Consider the following 18,764-nt stretch of genomic DNA (forward strand, 5'->3'; position numbering starts at 1 on the left):
AGCAGGAGCGGCACCGCACCCTGCCACTGTGTCCCTGGTGCCGGGCTTGCGCCCGCCAGCAGGCTTCGCCGGGGGCGCGGTGCGCGTCCGTGAGGACCCGTGGAGGTGGCCGGTGGAGATTGACGACAGCCGTGGCGGCACGGACAGCACGGCCGGGGCGCCCCGCAGCGCATCGTTCGGACAGCAACGGCTCTGGTTCCTGGACCAGTTGCGGCCGGGCACGCCCGACTACCTGCTCCCGCTGGCGCTGCGGATCCGGGGTGGCCTGGAGACCGGCGCGCTGCTCGGTGCGCTCACCGCCGTCGTCGAGCGGCACGAGGTGCTGCGCACCAGCTACCGGCAGGACGCCGGCCGGCTGCTGCAGCGGATCGCTCCGGATGCCCAGGTCCCCTTCCGGCAGTGCGACTTCAGCGACCTGCCGGCCGCCGATCGGGAGGCGCGGCTGGTCCGGCTGATCGAGGAGGAGCTGCGGCTCCCGGTCGACCTGGCCCGGCAGCCCCCGCTGCGGGCGGTGCTGGCCCGGGTGGGCCCCGCCGACCACCTGCTGATCGTGGTGGTCCACCACATCGCCTTCGACGGCATGTCCTGGCACCTTCTCGGGGCCGAGTTGGCGGCCGGCTACCGGGAGCGCACCGGTGGCGCGCCGGCCGCCCTCGCGCCGCTCGCCCTGCAGTACGCCGATTTCGCCGACTGGCAGGCCGAGCGGCTCACCGGCCGGCGGCTGGCCGCCGGGCTGGACCACTGGCGCACCGCGCTGGCGGGTCTGACGCCGCTGGAGCTGCCCACCGACCGCCCCCGCCCGGCCGTCTGGGACGGCGCCGGCGACGCCGTCCGCTTCGAGCTGCCGGCCGAGCTGATGGCACGGGTCGACCTGCTCGCCCGCCGCAGCCGGGCGACCCGGTTCATGGTGCTGCTCGCCGCGTTCCAGGCGGTACTCGCCCGGTTCAGCGGGCAGCGGGACATCGCGGTCGGCACGCCGGTGGCCGGCCGCGGCCTGCCCGATGCGGAGCGGCTGATCGGCCTGTTCGTCAACACCGTGGTGCTGCGCGGCGACCTGAGCGGTGAGCCGTCCTTCCGGGCCCTGCTCGGCCGGGTCGCGGCGAACACGCTGGCCGCCCTCAGCCACGCCGGTACACCGTTCGAACTGGTGGTGGACGAGCTGGCGCCGGAGCGTGACCTCGCCCGCAACCCGCTCTTCCAGGTGTCCTTCTCGCTGCGTGGCGCGCCGCCGGAGCCGATCGCGCTGCCCGGCCTCGACTGCGAGCTGGTCCGCACACCGCTGACCGGCTCGCCGTTCGACCTGGTGCTGGACACCGACGTACTGCCCGACGGGCGGCTCAACGCCCGGCTGCAGTACGCCACCGCGCTGTTCGACCGGACGACCGCGAAGCGCCTGGCAGACGCCTTCCGGGTGCTGCTCGACGCCGTGCTGGCCGACCCGGACCGCCCGCTGCACCGCATCGGCCTGCTGACCGATCAGGACCGGCGGGCCGTCGTCGAGACGTTCAACGAGACCACCGTGCCGCTGCCCGAGCGCTGCCTGCACGAGCTGTTCGCCGAGCAGGCCGAGCGCACCCCGCTCGCGGTCGCGCTGCGCTGGCCGGACGGTGAACTGACCTACCGTCAGTTGGACGGCCGGGCGAACCTGCTGGCGCACCGGCTGCGGGCGCACGGGGCGGGACCGGAGAGCCTGGTGGGCGTCTGCCTGCGCCGGGGGCCGGAGCTGGTGGTGGCGCTGCTCGCGGTGCTCAAGGCCGGCGCCGGCTACCTGCCGCTGGCACCCGACCACCCGCCGCTGCGGCGCTCCCGGCTGCTCGACCGGGCCGGCGCCGAACTGCTGATCGCCGACGACGAGTCGGCGCAGGGCTGGACCGGGACGGTGCTGGCCGTCGAGGACGGGGAGCGGGAGACCGCGCCCGAGGGCGGCGCCGGGCCGGACAACCTCGCGTACGTGATCTACACCTCGGGCTCCACCGGCGAGCCCAAGGGCGTCATGGTGACCCACCGCAACGTGGTCAACTACGTGTGCTGGTCCGCCCGGACCTACCTGGGCGAGGGCGCCGGCACCGCGCTGTACTCCTCGGTCGCCTTCGACCTGCCGGTCACCTCGCTCTTCCCCGCGCTGCTCACCGGCGCCGCCGTCACCCTCACCCCGGACGACGGCACGCCCGGCCTCGACGGCCTGGTGCGGCTGCTGAGCCGGGACTCCTTCGACCTGCTGAAGCTCACCCCGACCCACCTCGGGCCGCTCGGTCGGGAGCTGCCCGCGGCGGCGCTGCGCACCGCGACACCCCACCTGGTGGTCGGCGGCGAGCAGCTCACCGGCGCGATGCTTGAGCCGTGGCGGCGGCACGCCCCGGACACCGTGGCGTTCAACGAGTACGGCCCCACCGAGACCACGGTCGGCTGCGCCACCCTCGCCCTCCCGGTGCGCGAGCTCGGCGAGGGCCCGATGGGCATCGGCGTGCCGATCGACAACACCACCCTCTATGTGCTGGACGACGAGCTCGAGCCGGTGCTGCCGGGCACCGTCGGCGAGCTGTACATCGGCGGCGTCCAGGTGGCCCGCGGTTACCGGGGGCGCGGCGACCTCACCGCCGAGCGCTTCGTCCCCGACCCGTACGCCAAGGTCCCCGGCGCCCGGCTCTACCGCAGCGGCGACCTGGTGCGGCACCGCTCCGACGGCCTGCTGGAGTTCCTCAGCCGCGTCGACACCCAGATGAAGGTCGCCGGGTTCCGGGTCGAGCCGGCCGAGGTGGAGGCCGCGCTGGCCGAGCACCCCGAAGTACTGGAGGCCGCGGTGGGCGCCCACGGCACGGGAGACGCGGCCCGGCTGGTCGCCTACCTGGTGCCGGCCGGCGAGCGGGAACCGCTGGTGGCCGAACTCCGCGCCCACCTGGAGCGGCTGCTCCCCGCACACCTGGTGCCCGCGCTCTACGTGGTGCTGCCCGAGCTGCCCCACACGGCCAGCGGCAAGGTGGACCGCAAGGCGCTGCCCGACCCGGCCGGCGCCCGGCTGGTCCCGGCCGAGGACCGGGTCGCGCCGCGCACCTCGCTGGAGCACGCGATCGCCGCCCTCTGGTGCGAGCTGCTCGACCTGGACGAGGTCGGTGTGCACGACGACTTCTTCGCCCTCGGCGGCAACTCCCTGCTGGCCACCCGGCTGGCCTTCCGGCTCCGGCAGGTGCTCTCGGCCGAGGTGCCGCTGGCCCAGGTGTTCGCGGCCGGCACCGTCGCCCGGCTCGCCGAGGTCCTCGCCGCCGCAACCGCCGACCGGCAGGCGCCGATCACCCCGGCGGGCACGGACGGACCGCTGCCGCTCTCCTTCGCCCAGCAGCGCCTGTGGTTCCTCGACCGCCTCGCGCCCGGCGCCACCGACTACCTGGTGCCGATCGCGCTGCGGCTGCGCGGCCCGCTGGACCGGCCGGCGCTGACCACCGCGCTGGCCGCCCTGGCCGAGCGCCACGCGGTGCTGCGCACCCGGTACGAGGAGCGCGACGGCGAGCCGGTCCAGCTCGTCGACCCCGGCGCCCGGATCCCGCTGACCGAGCGGACGGCCACCGAGGAGGAGGCGCTGCGGCTGATCCGCGCGGACCTGGAGGTCCCGTTCGACCTGGCGGCCGGCGCCCCGGTTCGCGCGACGCTGCTGCGCATCGGCGCGGACGACCACCTGCTGGCGCTGACGCTGCACCACATCGTCTCCGACGGCTGGTCGGTCGAGGTGCTGGCCGACGAGCTGGCGCGGCACTACGCCGGCGAGGCCGTCGAGCCGCTGCCCGTCCAGTACGCGGACTTCGCCCGCTGGCAGCGCGAGCACGCCGCCACCGACGAGTTCGCCGGCCGGCTCGGGCACTGGCGGGAGCGGCTGGCCGGCCTGGCCCCGCTGGAACTGCCCACCGACCGCCGCCGCCCGCGCCTGCGAGATCCGCGCGGCGACCGGCTCGCCGTCGAGCTGCCCGCCGAACTGAGCATCGCGGTCACGGAGTTGGCCCGCCGCAACGGCGCGACCCCGTTCATGGTGCTGCTCGCCGGCTGCTACGCGCTGCTCGGCCGGTGGAGCGGTCAGCAGGACATCGCGGTCGGCACCGCCGTCTCCGGCCGCACCCGCTCCGAGACGGCGCCGCTGATCGGCTTCTTCGCCAACACCCTGGTGCTGCGCGGCGACCTGAGCGGGCGCCCCAGCTTCACGGAGCTGCTCGCCCGGGTCCGCGAATCGGCACTCGATGCCTACGCCCACGCCGACGTGCCGTTCGAGCGCGTCGTCGAGGAGCTGGCGCCCGAACGCGACCTGTCCCGCAACCCGCTCTTCCAGGTGATGTTCGAGCTGCGCCCGCCCACGGGCGAGGCGTTCACCCTGCCCGGGCTCCGGGTCGAGCAGCTCGCCGTCTCCTGGCCGGCGGCCAAGTTCGACCTGACGGTCTCGGTGCAGCCGCAGGCCGACGGCACCCTGCGCTGCGGCTTCGAGTACGCCACCGCGCTGTTCGACCGCGACACCGTGCGAAGGATGGCCGAGCACTACGGCCGCCTGCTCGCCGCGGTGGTCGGCGAACCGGACCTGCCCCTCGACCGGATCGAGGCCCTGGACGCCGCCGAACGGGAGGCGCTCGTGCACGGCTGGCACGACACCGCCGCCGAGCCGCCCTCCCGCTGCCTGCCCGAACTGTTCTCCGAGCAGGCCGCCCGAACCCCCGACGCGCCCGCCGTCGTCTTCGGCGAGCGCACCCTGAGCTACGCCGAACTCGACGCCCGGGCCACCCGCTTGGCGCACCACCTGCGCGCCGTCGGGGTGCGCGCGGAGACCCCGGTCGCGGTCTGCCTGCGCCGGGAGGCCGACCTGGTCACCGCCCTGCTCGGCGTGCTCCGCGCCGGTGGCACCTATGTGCCGCTCGACCCCGCGCACCCGGCGCGGCGCCGCACCCACGTGCTCGCCGACAGCGGCGCCACCGTGCTGATCAGCCAGTCCTGGATCCGCGGGGAACTGCCCGAGGGCGCGGCACGGCTGGTGCTGCTCGACGAGGACCCGGAGCTGGTCGGGCCGGCACCGGCCGACCGGCGGCTGGGGGCCGAACTGCCGCCGCTCGACCCCGCCGGGGCCGCCTACCTGATGTACACCTCGGGTTCGACCGGTCGTCCCAAGGGCGTGCTGATCAGCCACGAGGCCATCCGCAACCGGGTGCTGTGGACGGTGCGCGAGCACGGCCTCGGCCGGGCGGACCGGGTGCTGCAGAAGACCACGGTCGGCTTCGACGCCTCCGTCTGGGAGTTCCTGGCACCGCTGGTCTGCGGCGGAACGGTGGTGGTCGCCGCCGACGGCGTGCCGCGCGATCCGGCCGCCATGGTGCGGGCGGTGGCCGAGCACCGGATCACCGTGCTGCAACTCGTGCCGTCCGTGCTGCGGGTGCTGGTCCAGCAGCCCGGGCTGCGCGACTGCGGCACGCTCCGGCTGGTGTTCTGCGCCGGCGAGCCGCTGCCCGTGGAACTCTGCGACCGGCTGCTCGCCCTGCTGCCGGTCACCCTGGTCAACACCTACGGCCCCACCGAGTGCGCCATCGACGTGACCTCCCGGCGCTACGACGGCCGGGAGGCCGGCGAGATCGTCGCCATCGGGCAGCCGATCGACAACACCCGGATCCTGGTGCTCGACCCGGACGGCGGCCTGGTCCCGCTCGGCGTCCCCGGCGAGCTGTGCGTGGCCGGCACCGGCCTGGCGCGCGGCTACTTCGGCCGCGGCGACCTGACCGCCGAGCGCTTCGTCCCCAACCCGCACCCGGCCGCCCCGGGCGAGCGGCTCTACCGCACCGGGGACCGGGTCCGGCGCCGCGGCGACGGCACGCTGGAGTACCTCGGCCGGCTCGACCGGCAGGTCAAGCTGCGCGGCATCCGGATCGAGCCCAGCGAGATCGAGGCCGCGCTCTGCGAGCACCCCTCGGTCGCCGCGGCGGCCGTCGGCGTCTACGGTGACCAGCAACTGGTCGGCCACGTCGTCCCCGCCGAGGGCGTCGAACCCGACCCGGCCGCGCTGCGGGCCCACCTGGCGGCCCGGCTGCCGGACGCCATGGTGCCGGCCGTGCTGCGGGTCCTCGACGCACTGCCGCTCACCGCCAGCGGCAAGGTGGACCTCGAGGCGCTGCCCGGGCTGGCCGGGCTGGCCGCGGTGGGGGAGTACCTCGCGCCGCGTGACCCCGCCGAGCAGACCGTCGCCGAGGTCTTCACCGAGCTGCTGGGCCGCGAGCCGGTCGGCGCGCTCGACGACTTCTTCGCCCTCGGGGGCCACTCGCTGCTCGCCACCCGGCTGGTCTTCCGGCTGCGGGCGGCCTTCGGCGTCGAGATCCCGGTCGCCGAGGTCTTCTCCCGCCGCACCGTCGCCGCCCTGGCCGAACTGGCCACCGCCCCGGGCGCCCGGCCCACCGACCCGGCCGGAGCGGTGCTGCCGGTGCCGCGCGGCGGCACGCTGCCGCTCTCCTCCGCCCAGCGCCGGATGTGGTTCCTCGACCAGCTGGAGCCCGGCAGCTCCGAGTACCTGGTGCCGCTGGTGCTGCGCCTGCGCGGCCCGCTGCACACCGGGGCGCTGGCCGGCGCGCTGGACGGCCTCGCCGTCCGCCACGAGGCGCTGCGCACCCGCTACCTGGCGCCGGGCGGCGAGCCGGTACAGGTGATCGACCCGGTGGTCGTTCTCGGCGCCGCGCCGGTGGACCTCTCCGGCCTGCCGCCGCGGGAGGCCGCCGCCCGGGCCGAGGAGCTGGTGCGGTCCGAGACCGCCCGGCCGTTCCGCCTCGACCGCGAACCGCCGCTGCGCACCCTGGTGGTCAAGGTCGGCGAGCAGGAGCACCTGCTCGTCCTGACGGCCCATCACATAGCGGTCGACGGCTGGTCGCTGGAGCTGCTGACCCGCGACCTCGGGCTGCTCTACCGGGCCCGGCTGACCGGCGGCGGCCTGCCGCCCGCGCCACCGGTGCAGTACGCGGACTTCGCGGCCTGGCAGGACCGCTGGTCGCAGGGCGAGCTGCCGGAGGTCCAACTCGCGCACTGGCGGGAGCGGCTCGACGGGCTCACCCCGCTGGAGCTGCCCACCGACCGACCCCGCCCGGCCGTCCGCGATCCGCGCGGCGACCTGCTCGCCCTGGCGGTTCCCGACGAGCTCGCCGAGGCCGTGGCGGACCTGGCGCGCAGCCGAGCGGTCACCCCGTTCGTGGTGCTGCTCGCCGCCTTCGACGTGCTGCTCGCCCGCTACACCCGGCAGGCGGACATCTGCGTCGGCACCCCGACCGCCGGCCGGACGCGGCCCGAAGTGGAGGAGGTGGTCGGCTCGTTCGTCAACACCGTGGTGCTGCGCGCGGACCTCGGCGGCGACCCGAGCTTCGCGGCGCTGCTGCGCCGGGTCCACCAGGACGTGATCGCCGCCTACAGCCACCAGGACCTGCCCTTCGAGCGCCTGGTCGACGAACTCCAGCCGGACCGGGACCTGTCGCGTAACCCGCTGTTCCAGGTGATGTTCGAGCTGCAGCACGTCCAGAGCACCCCGCTGCGGCTGGACGGCCTGACCGTCGAGCGGGTTCCCTCGCCCTGGCGGACCGCGAAGTTCGACCTCACCCTCTCGCTCGGCCGCCGCGCCGACGGCGGTCTCCAAGGGCTGTTCGAGTACGCCACGGCGCTCTTCGACCGCACCACGGTCGAGCGGATGGCCGGGCACTACCTGACCCTGCTGCGCGCGGCCACCGCGCGGCCCGAGACCCCCCTCAGCCGGCTGGCGATCCTCACCGGGGACGAGCGGGAGCAGCTGGTGCACGGCTGGAACCCGGCCGGCGCGGAGCTGCCGGCGGCCTGCGTGCCGGCCCTGTTCGAGCGACGCGCCGCCGAGATCCCCGACGCGGTCGCCGTCTCGTTCGGTCCGGCCTCGCTCGGCTACGCCGAGCTCAACGCCCGGGCCAACCAGCTGGCCCACCACCTGCGCGAGCTGGGTGTCGGGGCGGAACGCCCGGTCGCGGTCTGCATGGAGCGCGGGGTCGAGGTCGTGGTGGCGCTGCTCGCGGTGCTCAAGGCGGGCGGGGTCTACGTGCCGATCGATCCGGAACACCCGGCCGAGCGGCTGGCGTTCATGCTGGGCGAGCTGGACGCCGGCGCCGTGCTGAGCACCGGCCGGTTCGCCGAGCGGCTCTCCGCCGTCGCCGGCGGCCCACTGGTGCTGGTCGACGCGGAGGCGGAACGGATCGCCGAGCGCCCGGACCGCAACCCCCCGCCGCAGGCCGCGCCGGACCAGCTGGCGTACATGATCTACACCTCGGGCTCCACCGGGCAGCCCAAGGGCGTGCTGATCCAGCACGGCTCCTACGCCCACCACTGCCGGGTGATCGCCGACGCCTACGCGATCGAGCCGGGCGACCGGGTGGTGCTGCTCTCGGCGCTCACCTTCGACGTGGCGATGGACCAGATCGCCGCCACCCTGCTGGCCGGCGCGACCGTCGTCGTGGCCGACCCGCTGTTCTGGAGCCCCGCCGAACTCCCCGGACGGGTCGCCGAACACGGCATCACCGTCATGGAGATCACCCCCGCCTACTACCGGGAGGTGATGCAGCACGTCCGGACCGGCGACGAACGGCTGAGCGGCCTGAAGCTGATGAACGTCGGCAGCGACGTGGTCACCGTGGACGACGCCCGGGCCTGGGCCGCCACCGGCCTGCCCGGCCGGTTCCTGTGCAACTACGGGCCCACCGAGGCGACCGTCACCTGCGTCCTGCACCCGGTGCCGGCGGCCCCACCCGGCCGTGGCGAGGCCGCGCTGCCGATCGGCCGCCCCGTCCCGGGCACCCGGGCCTACGTGCTGGACGGTGCCGGCGACCCTGTACCGGTCGGGGTGCCCGGCGAACTCCACCTCGCCGGCGTCCGGCTGGCCCGCGGCTACCACCGCCGCCCCGGGCTCACCGCGGAGAAGTTCGTCCCCGATCCCTTCGGCGACGTGCCGGGCGGCCGGCTCTACCGGACCGGCGACCTGGTGCGCTACCTCGCCGACGGCACCATCGAGTTCCTCGGCCGGATCGACCAGCAGGTCAAGCTGCGCGGTTTCCGGATCGAACTGGGGGAGATCGAGGCGGTGCTGGCGCAGCACCCCGGGCTGCGCCAGGTCGCCGTCGTCGCCCGCGACGTCCGGCCGGGCGACCGCCGGCTGGTCGCCTACCTGGTACCGCGCGGCAACGGCGGCCCGGACGTCGCCGAGCTGCGCGAGTGGGCCGGCGAGCGGCTGCCCTCGTACATGGTGCCCTCGCTCTGGACGACCCTGTCCGAGTTGCCGCTGACCCCCAGCAAGAAGGTGGACCGCAAGGCCCTCCCCGAGCCCGTCACCACCGGCCGGGTGCTGGAACGCCCCTACCAGGCGCCGCGCAACCCGACCGAGGAGATCGTGGCCGAGGTGTGGGCGGAGATCCTCGGCATCGACCGGATCGGCGTCAACGAGGACGTCTTCGTCCTCGGCGCCCACTCGCTGCTCGCCACCCGGGTGCTCGCCCGGTTGGTCGCCGTCTTCGACGTGGACCTGCCGCTGCGCTGCCTCTTCGAGGCCACCACGGTGGGCGCCCTGAGCCAGGTGCTGCTGGAGGCGCTGGAGGCGCAGATAGCCGAGCTGACGGACGAGGAGGTCGCCGCCCTGCTGGCGGAGGAGGGCGAAGCCCGCTGAACCCCGGGCCCGGCACGTCCGCCCGCCACCCCCTCGGGGGCGGCGGGCGGACGTCTCCGCGTTCCCGCCTTCACGCACGGCCGGGCGGCGTCCTGGGTGGCGGCGCCGGCGACACGGGGCCGCCGGCGGGCACCGGCGAAGCGCGGCGCACGGTGGGGAGCCGTGCGCCGCGCGAGGCGGCTCTCGTGCGTCGGCTGTCAGGCGGCAGGCGTCGGCTCCGGCTCGTCGGCGGTCGCCGTGGCGCCGGCCAGCGTGGGGGCGGAGCGCACCGAAGGGCTGAGCGCCGCAGTCGCGGCCAGCAGGACCATCCAGGCGGCGAGGACCCGGACGGTGGCGTCCGCGCCCAGCCCGGCCAGCAACTGGCCGCCGACCAGAGAACCGAGCGGGACGGCGCCGAACGCGACCAGCCCGACCGCGCCGAGCACCCGGCCCTGGATGGCGTCGGGCGTGACGGCCAGCTGGTAGGCGGAGATGACCACGTTCCACACCGGGCCGACGAAACACATCAACGCGTACACCACGCCGATCAGGTACGGGTCCCGGACCACCAGGAGCACCGGAGTGAGCAGGGCCCAGGCGCAGTTGGCGCCGATCACCACGGTCCGCATCGACAGCCGGCGCTCCACCGCGGGCGCGAGCAACGAGCCGAGCACCCCGCCCACCGCCGCCACCCCGAACATCACGCCGATCGCGGCGGACGAACCGTGCCGCCCGCGGGCCATCACGATGACCGTCAGGAAGAGCGCCTGGAACAGCAGGTTGCTCCCGGCGATCAGGAAGGTGGTCGTACGCAGGAACGGCTGGTGCCACAACCAGCGCACACCTTCGGTGAGTTCGCGGTGCAGCGGAGCAGTGCGCGGGCGCCGCTCGGCCTGGAACTCGCGGCGGATCAGCAGCAGGCCGACCAGCGACCACAGGTAGCTGGCGGCGTCGAAGAGGAACGGCACCGCCCGGCCCAGGCCGAAGAGGACGCCGCCCAGTGGCTGGCCGAGCATCGCGGCGCCGCGCGCCCGCGCCTCGTTGCGGGAGAGCGCGGCGGCGAGCTGGGAGGGGTGCACCACGTTGGGGACGGCCGCTGAGGCGGCGATCCGGAAGCACACCGTCAGCGTGCCCTCGGCGAACCCGACGGCGAGCACGTGCGGCAGCGAGAGCCGGTGCAGCAGCAGGGCCGCCGCCACGCTGCCGACGGCCAGGCCGCGCAGCACGTCGCAGGTGATCATCGTCCGCCGCCGGTTCCAGTGGTCCACCAGCGCTCCGGCCGGCAGCTGGAACAGCAGTTGCGGCAGCAGGGTGATGAAGCCGGTGAGCCCGGCGTCGGCCGGGGAGCCGGTCAACGCGAGGATCAGCAGCGGGTAGGCCACGCTGGAGGCGTTGGAGCCCAGCCCGGAGACCGCCGCCGCCTGCCACAGCAGGACGAAGTCTCGGTTGCGCAGCAACGGCTTGACGTTCCGGGGGACTTCCTCGCGCACGGTGTGGGTCATGGCTCGATGCTCGGAGGCCGTCCGTCCCCGGCCCAGAGAAGGACCGGCAGTCACGCGCGCAGTCCGCGGCCGGAAGTTCGCCGCGCTGACCCTGCCGCCGGCCGGTCCGCCGTCGGCAGGCTGCTGCCTGGCCGGTGGACCGTCGCCGGACCGGACCCCGTCGCACGCACAGGAAGGCGAAGGATGAGCACCAGCCAGAGCTCCCGCACGGAGCTGCTGCAGCGGCGCCTGCGCGGATTGACGAAGAAGCGGCAGGACGGGATCACCCCCGTTCCCCGGGACGGCGCTCTCCCGCTGTCGTTCGCGCAGCACCGGATGTGGGTGCTCGACCAGCTCCGGCCGGGCGGCACCGAGTACCTGATGCCGCTGCTGCTGCGCCTGCCCGGCCCGGTCGACCCGGTGGCGCTGCGGCGGGCCCTGGACGCGCTGGTGGCCCGGCACGAGGTGCTGCGCACCCGCTACCCGGCGGTGGACGACGAGCCGGTGCTGGTGATCGACGCGCCGGGCCCGATCGCCCTGACCACCGTGGACCTGCGCGGCGCGGACGGCCGGGAGGGCGGGCCCGGCGCGGACGGCGGGCCCGGCGAGGCCCTGGCGCGGGCCGAGCGGCGGCTCGCCGAACTGGTGGCCGAGGACGGCCGGCGCCCCTTCGACCTGGCCGCCGAGCACCCGGTCCGGGCGCTCCTCGCCAGGCTCGGCGAGGACGCCCACGCGCTGCTGCTGACCTTCCACCACATCGCCTCCGACGGATGGTCCGAAGGCGTGCTGCTCGGCGAACTCGACCAGTTCTACGAGGCGTTCACCACCGGCCGGCCCGCACGCCTGGAACCGGCCGGCCTGCAGTACGCGGACTTCGCCGCCTGGCAGCGCGAGCAACTCTCCGGCGACCGTCTGGCGGCCCAGCTCGCCTACTGGCGCACCACCCTGGCCGGCCTCACCCCGCTGGCGCTGCCCACCGACCGGCCGCGCGGCCCGGTCCGGGACGCCGCAGGCGCCACCGCGGCCTTCACCATCCCGGCCGAACTGGTGCAACCCCTGGTCGAGTTGGGGCGGGGTCAAGGCGCGACCCCGTTCATGGTGTTCCTGGCCGCCTTCCAGCTGCTGCTCGGCCGCAGCTGCGGGCAGCGCGACGTGGTGGTCGGCACCCCGGTGGCGGGCCGGGACCGGGCCGAGACCCAGGCCATGGCCGGCCTGTTCGCCAATACGGTGGCGCTGCGCACCGATCTGTCCGGCGCCCCGTCCTTCCTCGAACTCCTGGGCCGGGTCCGGGAGACCGCGCTCGGCGCGTTCACCCACCAGGAGACCCCGTTCGAGCGGCTGGTGGACGAGCTGGCGCCCGAACGCGACCCCTCCCGCAACCCGATCTTCCAGGTGGTCTTCCAGCTGGCCGCCCACACCCCGGCCGAGCCGGGCGCGCTGCGCGCCGAGCAGCAGCCGGTGGACTGGCGCACCGCCAAGTTCGACCTCGGCCTGGCGCTCGGCAGCACCACCGAGGGCGCCCTCACCGGGCAACTGGAGTACGCGACCGCGCTGTTCGACGAGGCGACGATCCACCGGACGATCGCCCACTACCTGCGGCTGCTGGCCGACATCGTCGCCGAGCCGGGAAAGCCGGTCGACCGGCTGGAACTGCTGCCGGACGCCGAACGCGCGCTGCTCGCCTCCTGGAGCGGATCCGGCCGCAGCTACGACGCCGAGCGGACCCTGCCCGAGGTCTTCGAGCGCTGGGCCGGTCGCACCCCCGACGCGCCCGCCGCCAGCTGCGAGGACGTCTCGCTCAGCTACGGCGAGCTGAACGCCCGGGCCAACCGCCTGGCCCACCGGCTGCGCGCGCTCGGCGCCGGCCCGGAGAAACTGGTCGGAGTGCGGTTCGAGCGCGGGCTCGACCTGGTGGTGGCGCTGCTCGGCGTGCTCAAGTCCGGGGCCGGCTACCTCCCGCTGGACCCCGGCCAGCCGGCCGACCGGCTCGGCTACATCCTGGCCGACGCCGGGGCGGACGTCCTGGTCGCCGACCGGCGCACGGGCGAGGAGGCCGTCACCACCCTGCTGCTCGGCGAGGACGACCAGCAGTGGCCCGACACCGATCCCGTCCCACTGGCGACTTCCGGCAACACCGCGTACGTCATCTACACCTCCGGCTCCACCGGAGCGCCCAAGGGCGTCCAGGTCACCCACGCCAACGTGCTGCGGCTGCTGGGCTCCTGCCAGCAGGACTTCGGCTTCGGCCCCCAGGACGTGTGGACGCTCTTCCACTCCTACGCCTTCGACTTCTCGGTCTGGGAGCTCTGGGGCGCTCTCCTGAACGGCGGCCGGGTCGTGGTGGTGCCGTTCGCCGTCTCGCGCTCGCCGCAGGACTTCCTCGATCTGCTGGTCACCGAGCGGGTCACCGTGCTCAACCAGACCCCCTCCGCGTTCCGCGGTCTGCAGGAGGCGGTGGCGCTGGCCGACCTGAGGCCCGGGGCGCTTGCGGTGCGGACCGTGGTCTTCGGCGGCGAGGCGCTGGACGTCACCGAACTGGCACCCTGGTTCGAGCGGTTCGGCGGCCAGCGGCCGTCGCTGGTCAACATGTACGGCATCACCGAGACCACCGTGCACGTCACCTACCGCCAGGTCCGGGCCGGCGAGGAGGCCGGGGCCCCGCGCAGCCCGATCGGCCGCCCGCTCGGCGACCTGCGGGTGTACCTGCTGGACCCCGACCTCAACCAGGTGCCGATCGGCGTCCCGGGCCAGCTCCACGTCTCCGGGCCCGGCCTGGCGCGCGGATACCTGGGCCGTCCGGGCCTGACCGCCGAGCGGTTCGTCCCCGACCCGTTCGCCACCGTGCCGGGGGCCAGGATGTACCGCACCGGCGACCTGGCGCGCTACGGCGCCGACGGCGAACTGGAGTTCCTCGGCCGCGCCGACGACCAGGTGAAGATCCGCGGCCACCGGATCGAGCCCGGCGAGATCGAGGCGGCCCTCGGCAGCCAGCCCGAGGTGGAGGGCAGCCTGGTGATCGCGCACCGCCGCCCGGGCGAGCGGGAGGCCCGGCTGGTCGCGTACGTCGCGCCGCGGGCCGGCCACTCGGTCGAGGTGGCGGAGCTGCGGGCCCGGCTCGGCCGGACGCTGCCCGGCTACATGGTGCCCGCCGTCTTCGTCCCGCTGGACGCCTTCCCCATGACGGCCAACGGCAAGATCGACCGCCGGGCGCTGCCCGACCCCGAGGCGCACGGCGCCCGCGGAGCGGGCGAGTACGTCGACCCCCGGACCCGGACCGAGCGCATCGTCGCCGAGACCTGGGCCGAGGTGCTCAGCCTGCCGAAGGTCGGTGCCCTCGACAACTTCTTCGAACTGGGCGGCGACTCGATCCGTGCGATCAAGGTGGTCGGCGCGCTGCGCCGGCGCGGGATCGACCTGACGGTGCAGAACCTGCTGGTGCACCAGAGCGTCGAGGGCCTGGCCGGGTTCGCCGAGACGGCCGCGCCCGGCGGGCCGGCGAGCGTCGAGGAGGAGCGGGTGGCGCCGTTCGCGCTGCTGTCGCCCGCCGACCGCGCGGCTCTGCCGCCCGGCCTGGTGGACGCCTACCCGCTCGCGATGGTGCAGGCCGCGATGGTCTACCAGATGCTCGCCGACCGGGACGAGAGCCCGTACCACAACATCACGCTCTTCCCGTTCATCGACGACGCGCCGTTCTCGCTGCCGGCGCTGCGCGAGGCGGCCGCGCAGCTCACCAGGCGGCACGAGATCCTGCGCACCGGCTTCGACCTCACCGGCTTCTCCGAGCCGCTGCAACTCGTGCACGCCGAGGCCGTCGCCCAGGTCGGCTACGACGACCTGCGCGGGCTCGACGAGGAGCAGGTGAGGGCGGAGCTGGAACGGTTCACCGCCGAGACCCGCCGCACGCCCTTCGACATCGGCGAGGCGCCGATGCTGCGCTTCCACGTCCACCAGACCGCCGAGGACCGCTGGACATTCTCCTTCATCGAGTGCCACGCGATCCTCGACGGCTGGAGCCACCACTCGCTGATCGACGAGGTGATGGGCGACTACCGGGCGATCCGCGCCGGGCTGGCCCCGGCCGGCCCGGCCGGGCACACCGTCCGGTTCGCCGACCACGTCGCGCTGGAGCGGCGCTCGCTCGCCTCCGCCGAGGACCGCGAGTTCTGGCGGGCGCGCGTCGCCGACTTCGAGCGGGTCGCCCTGCCGTGCGCCTGGGCCGCCGATCCGCGGGCCGGCGAGCGGGCGTTCCAGGTCACCGTGCCGTTCCGGGACCTGGAGCCGGGCCTGCGCCGGCTGGCCGCCACCGCCGGAGTGCCGCTCAAGAGCGTGCTGTTCGCCGCCCACCTGAAGGCGCTGGCCACGATCAGCGGCAGCCACCGCTTCCACAGCGGCCTGGTCTGCAACGGCCGCCTGGAGACCGACGGCGGCGAGCTGGTCCGCGGCATGCATCTCAACACCCTTCCGCTCGGCGTCGAGCTGACCGGCGCCACCTGGAGCGAACTGGCCGGGCAGGTCTTCACCGCCGAGGTGGAGGCCTGGCCGCACCGCCGGTTCCCGCTGCCGGAGATGCAGCGCGCCTGGGGCGAGGGCACTCCGCTCGTCGACGTCGCCTTCACCTACCTGGACTTCCACGTCCTGGACAGCCGGCAGATCGACTCCGGCAAGGTGGTCGACGTCAGCCCCAACGAGTTCGCGCTGGACGTGTGGACCTTCCCCGGCGTGGTCTTCATCTCCGGCCGGCCCGAGCGGATCAGCCGCGCCAACGGGCGCCGGCTGGCCGCGCTGTACCGGCGGATCCTGGAGGCGATGGCCGCCGACCCGCTGGGCGACGCCCGGCGCAGCGTCCTGGCCGCCGAGGAGCACGCCCGCCTGGCGGAGTTCGCGACCGGCCCCGCCACGGCCTACCCGGACGCCTGCCTGCACCAGCTGTTCGAGGCGCAGGCCGAGCGCACCCCGCGGGCCACGGCGCTGCGCTGCGCCGACGGAAGCACCCTCGACTACGCCGCACTCAACGCCCGCGCCAACCGGCTGGCCGGACGCCTGGGCGAGCTCGGGGTCGGCCAGGAGTCCCGGGTCGGCGTGCTGCTGCGCCGCGGCCCGGAGCTGGTGGTCGCGCTGCTGGCGGTCCTCAAGGCGGGCGCCGGCTACCTGCCCCTCGACCCGGGCCACCCGGCGGCCAGGCTGACCGCACTGGTCGACGAGACCGGCGCCCGGGTCGTGGTCACCGAGACCGCCCTGGCCGGCCTGCTCGCCGCGAGCGCCGCCGAGCCGCTGCTGGTCGACCACGACCCGGGCATCGCCGGCCAGGACCCGGGCAACCCCGGCCTTGCGGTGACACCGGACTCGCTGGCCTACGTGATCTACACCTCCGGCTCGACCGGCACGCCGAAGGGCGTGATGATCGAGCACCGCAACCTGGTCAACTACGTGTGCTGGTGCCTGGAGGGCTACCGGCCGCTGGGCGGCACCGGCGCTCCGCTGTACTCCTCGATGGCCTTCGACCTCCCGGTCACCTCGCTCTTCCCCGCGCTGCTCTCCGGCCAGCCGGTCACCCTCACCGAGGACGACGGCACGCCCGGGATCGACGCCCTGGTGGCGGAGCTGGAGCGCGGCGGGTTCGGGCTGCTGAAACTGACGCCGTCCCACCTGGCGCTGCTGAACCGGTCACTGTCGCCACAGGCGCTGCGCCGCGCGGCCGGGCGCCTGATCGCCGGCGGCGAGGAGCTCACCCGGGAGATGGTCTCGCGCTGGGCCGAGCACGCGCCGGACACCGTGGTGGACAACGAGTACGGCCCGACCGAGACCACCGTCGGCTGCTCCCACCTCGAAGGCACCCCGGGGGAGCTGCCGCCGGGCGTGCTGCCGATCGGCCGTCCGTTCGCCAACACCACGATGCGGGTGCTGGACCGCGACCTGCAGCTGCTGCCGGTCGGGGTGGTCGGCGAACTGTACATCGGCGGGGCCCAGTTGGCCCGCGGGTACGTCGAGCGGCCCGGGCTGACCGCCGAACGCTTCGTGCCGGACCCGTACGCGGCGCGTCCCGGCGAGCGGCTCTACCGATCCGGCGACCTGGCCCGCTACCGGGAGGACGGGGTGCTGGAGTTCGCCGGCCGGGTGGACCACCAGGTGAAGATCCGCGGCTACCGGATCGAGCCGGGCGAGGTGGAGGCCGCGCTGCGCCGCGAGGCCGGGTTGCGCGACGTCGCGGTGCACATGGTCAGCACACCGGGCGGGGAGAAGGAACTGGCCGCCTACCTGGTGCCCGCCGACGGCGGCACGCTCGATCCGGTGGCGCTGCGCGACCGGCTGGCCCAGGTGCTGCCGGCCCACCTCGTGCCGTCCAGGTACCTGGTGCTCGACGAGCTGCCGATGACCGCGAGCGGCAAGATCGACCTGGCGAGGCTGCCGAAGGACACCCAGCCGGTCTCCGCCCGCCCCTACCGGGCCCCGCGCACGGCCGTGGAGAACATCCTGGCCCGGGCCTGGGCCGCGGCGCTCAAGCACGAGCAGGTGGGGATCGACGACAGCTTCACCGAGCTGGGCGGCCACTCGCTGACGGTGATGCAGGTGATCACCAAACTCCGGGCCGAGCACGGCTACAAGCTCACCTTCCAGGACTTCTACCGGCACCGGACGGTGGCCGAGCTGGCCGCCGTGGTGACCGACGCCAAGGCCGCGGAGGCCGCAGAGGGCGCGGGCGGCCCGGACGGCCCGGGAGGCGCGCAGGCCATGGCTGCGGACTCGATCGTCTGGCTGCGCCGCACCGGCAGCCGGCCGCCGCTGTTCTGCGTGCACCCCGGCAGCGCGCACTGGTTCGCCGAGCTGGCCGACCACCTGGATCCGGACCAGCCGGTGGCCGCCTTCGAGTGGCCGGGCCTGAGCCGTCCGTGCCCGGCGCCGGAGAGCGTCGAGCAGGTCGCCGAGCTGAACCTGGCCGAGCTGCGGCGCATCGCCCCCAGCGGTCCGTACCACCTGCTCGGCTGGTGCGGCGGCAGCCAGATCACCACCGAGATGGTGCGGCGCCTGCACGCGGCGGGCGAGGAGGTCACCTTCCTGCTGCTCGACCCCGCACTGGACACCTACGAGCGGGAGAACATGCACGAGTTCGTCCGCCGGTTCGAGCGGGCCGAGGCGGCGTTCGCCGAACTCGCCGACGCCGCACGGTCCGGAGCCGGGCAGGAGCGCGTGGCCGAGCTGCGGCAGCGGGCCGGCGACCTGCTCAACGGGATCCTGGACGACGGCGAGGTGGCCCCGCCGGAGCCGGGTGACGACTTCTGGCCGGGACGGATCCGGGTCTGGCGGGAGCTGCTGCAGACCCGGCTGGCCTACCGCCACACGCCCTACCAGGGCCGGTTGCACCTGCTCGCGGGTGACGACGTCGCGGCGGGCGAGCACGAGGTCGCGGAAGGGGTCAGCTTCGAGGACTTCACCGCGCGCTGGCGGGAGCTGGCCCCCGGCGGGCTGACGGTCCACCGGGTGGGCGGGAACCACCTGGGCGTCCTGAAGGCGCCCCATGTCGCGCAGGTGGCAGCGGTGCTGACCGGCCTGCTGGCCGGCGAGCAGCAGTAGGCACCCGGCCGGGACGGGTGGCCGGGGCCGCCCGCCCCGGTGCCGGACGAACCGGCCGGCGCGTGCAC

General features: G+C 75.0%; 3 protein-coding genes. 2 read left to right on the top strand and 1 reads right to left on the bottom strand.

Going from position 1 to position 18,764, the window contains the following annotated elements:
- Positions 1-112: 112 nt before the first annotated feature.
- On the top strand, positions 113-9,667 hold the full coding sequence (locus tag ACGFT1_RS18480) for an amino acid adenylation domain-containing protein (RefSeq protein ID WP_373910031.1): 9,555 nt from the start codon (positions 113-115) through the stop codon (positions 9,665-9,667).
- A gap of 197 nt (positions 9,668-9,864) precedes the next feature.
- On the opposite strand, the gene ACGFT1_RS18485 is transcribed toward ACGFT1_RS18480, so the two are convergent.
- On the bottom strand, positions 9,865-11,148 hold the full coding sequence (locus ACGFT1_RS18485) for an MFS transporter (RefSeq protein WP_373910032.1): 1,284 nt from the start codon (positions 11,146-11,148) through the stop codon (positions 9,865-9,867).
- A gap of 183 nt (positions 11,149-11,331) precedes the next feature.
- Between ACGFT1_RS18485 and ACGFT1_RS18490 the strand changes: the two genes are divergently transcribed.
- On the top strand, positions 11,332-18,696 hold the full coding sequence (locus ACGFT1_RS18490) for an amino acid adenylation domain-containing protein (RefSeq protein ID WP_373910033.1): 7,365 nt from the start codon (positions 11,332-11,334) through the stop codon (positions 18,694-18,696).
- Positions 18,697-18,764: the final 68 nt, after the last annotated feature.

The sequence above is a fragment of the Streptomyces sp. Y20 genome (genome assembly GCF_043195475.1).
In the GTDB taxonomy this organism is placed as follows: Bacteria; Actinomycetota; Actinomycetes; order Streptomycetales; family Streptomycetaceae; genus Streptomyces.

Coding starts and splice junctions, on each gene's coding strand:
- ACGFT1_RS18485 (WP_373910032.1), bottom strand. CDS start 11,148: ATGACCCACACCGTGCGCGAGGAAGTCCCCCGGAACGTCAAGCCGTTG.
- ACGFT1_RS18490 (WP_373910033.1), top strand. CDS start 11,332: ATGAGCACCAGCCAGAGCTCCCGCACGGAGCTGCTGCAGCGGCGCCTG.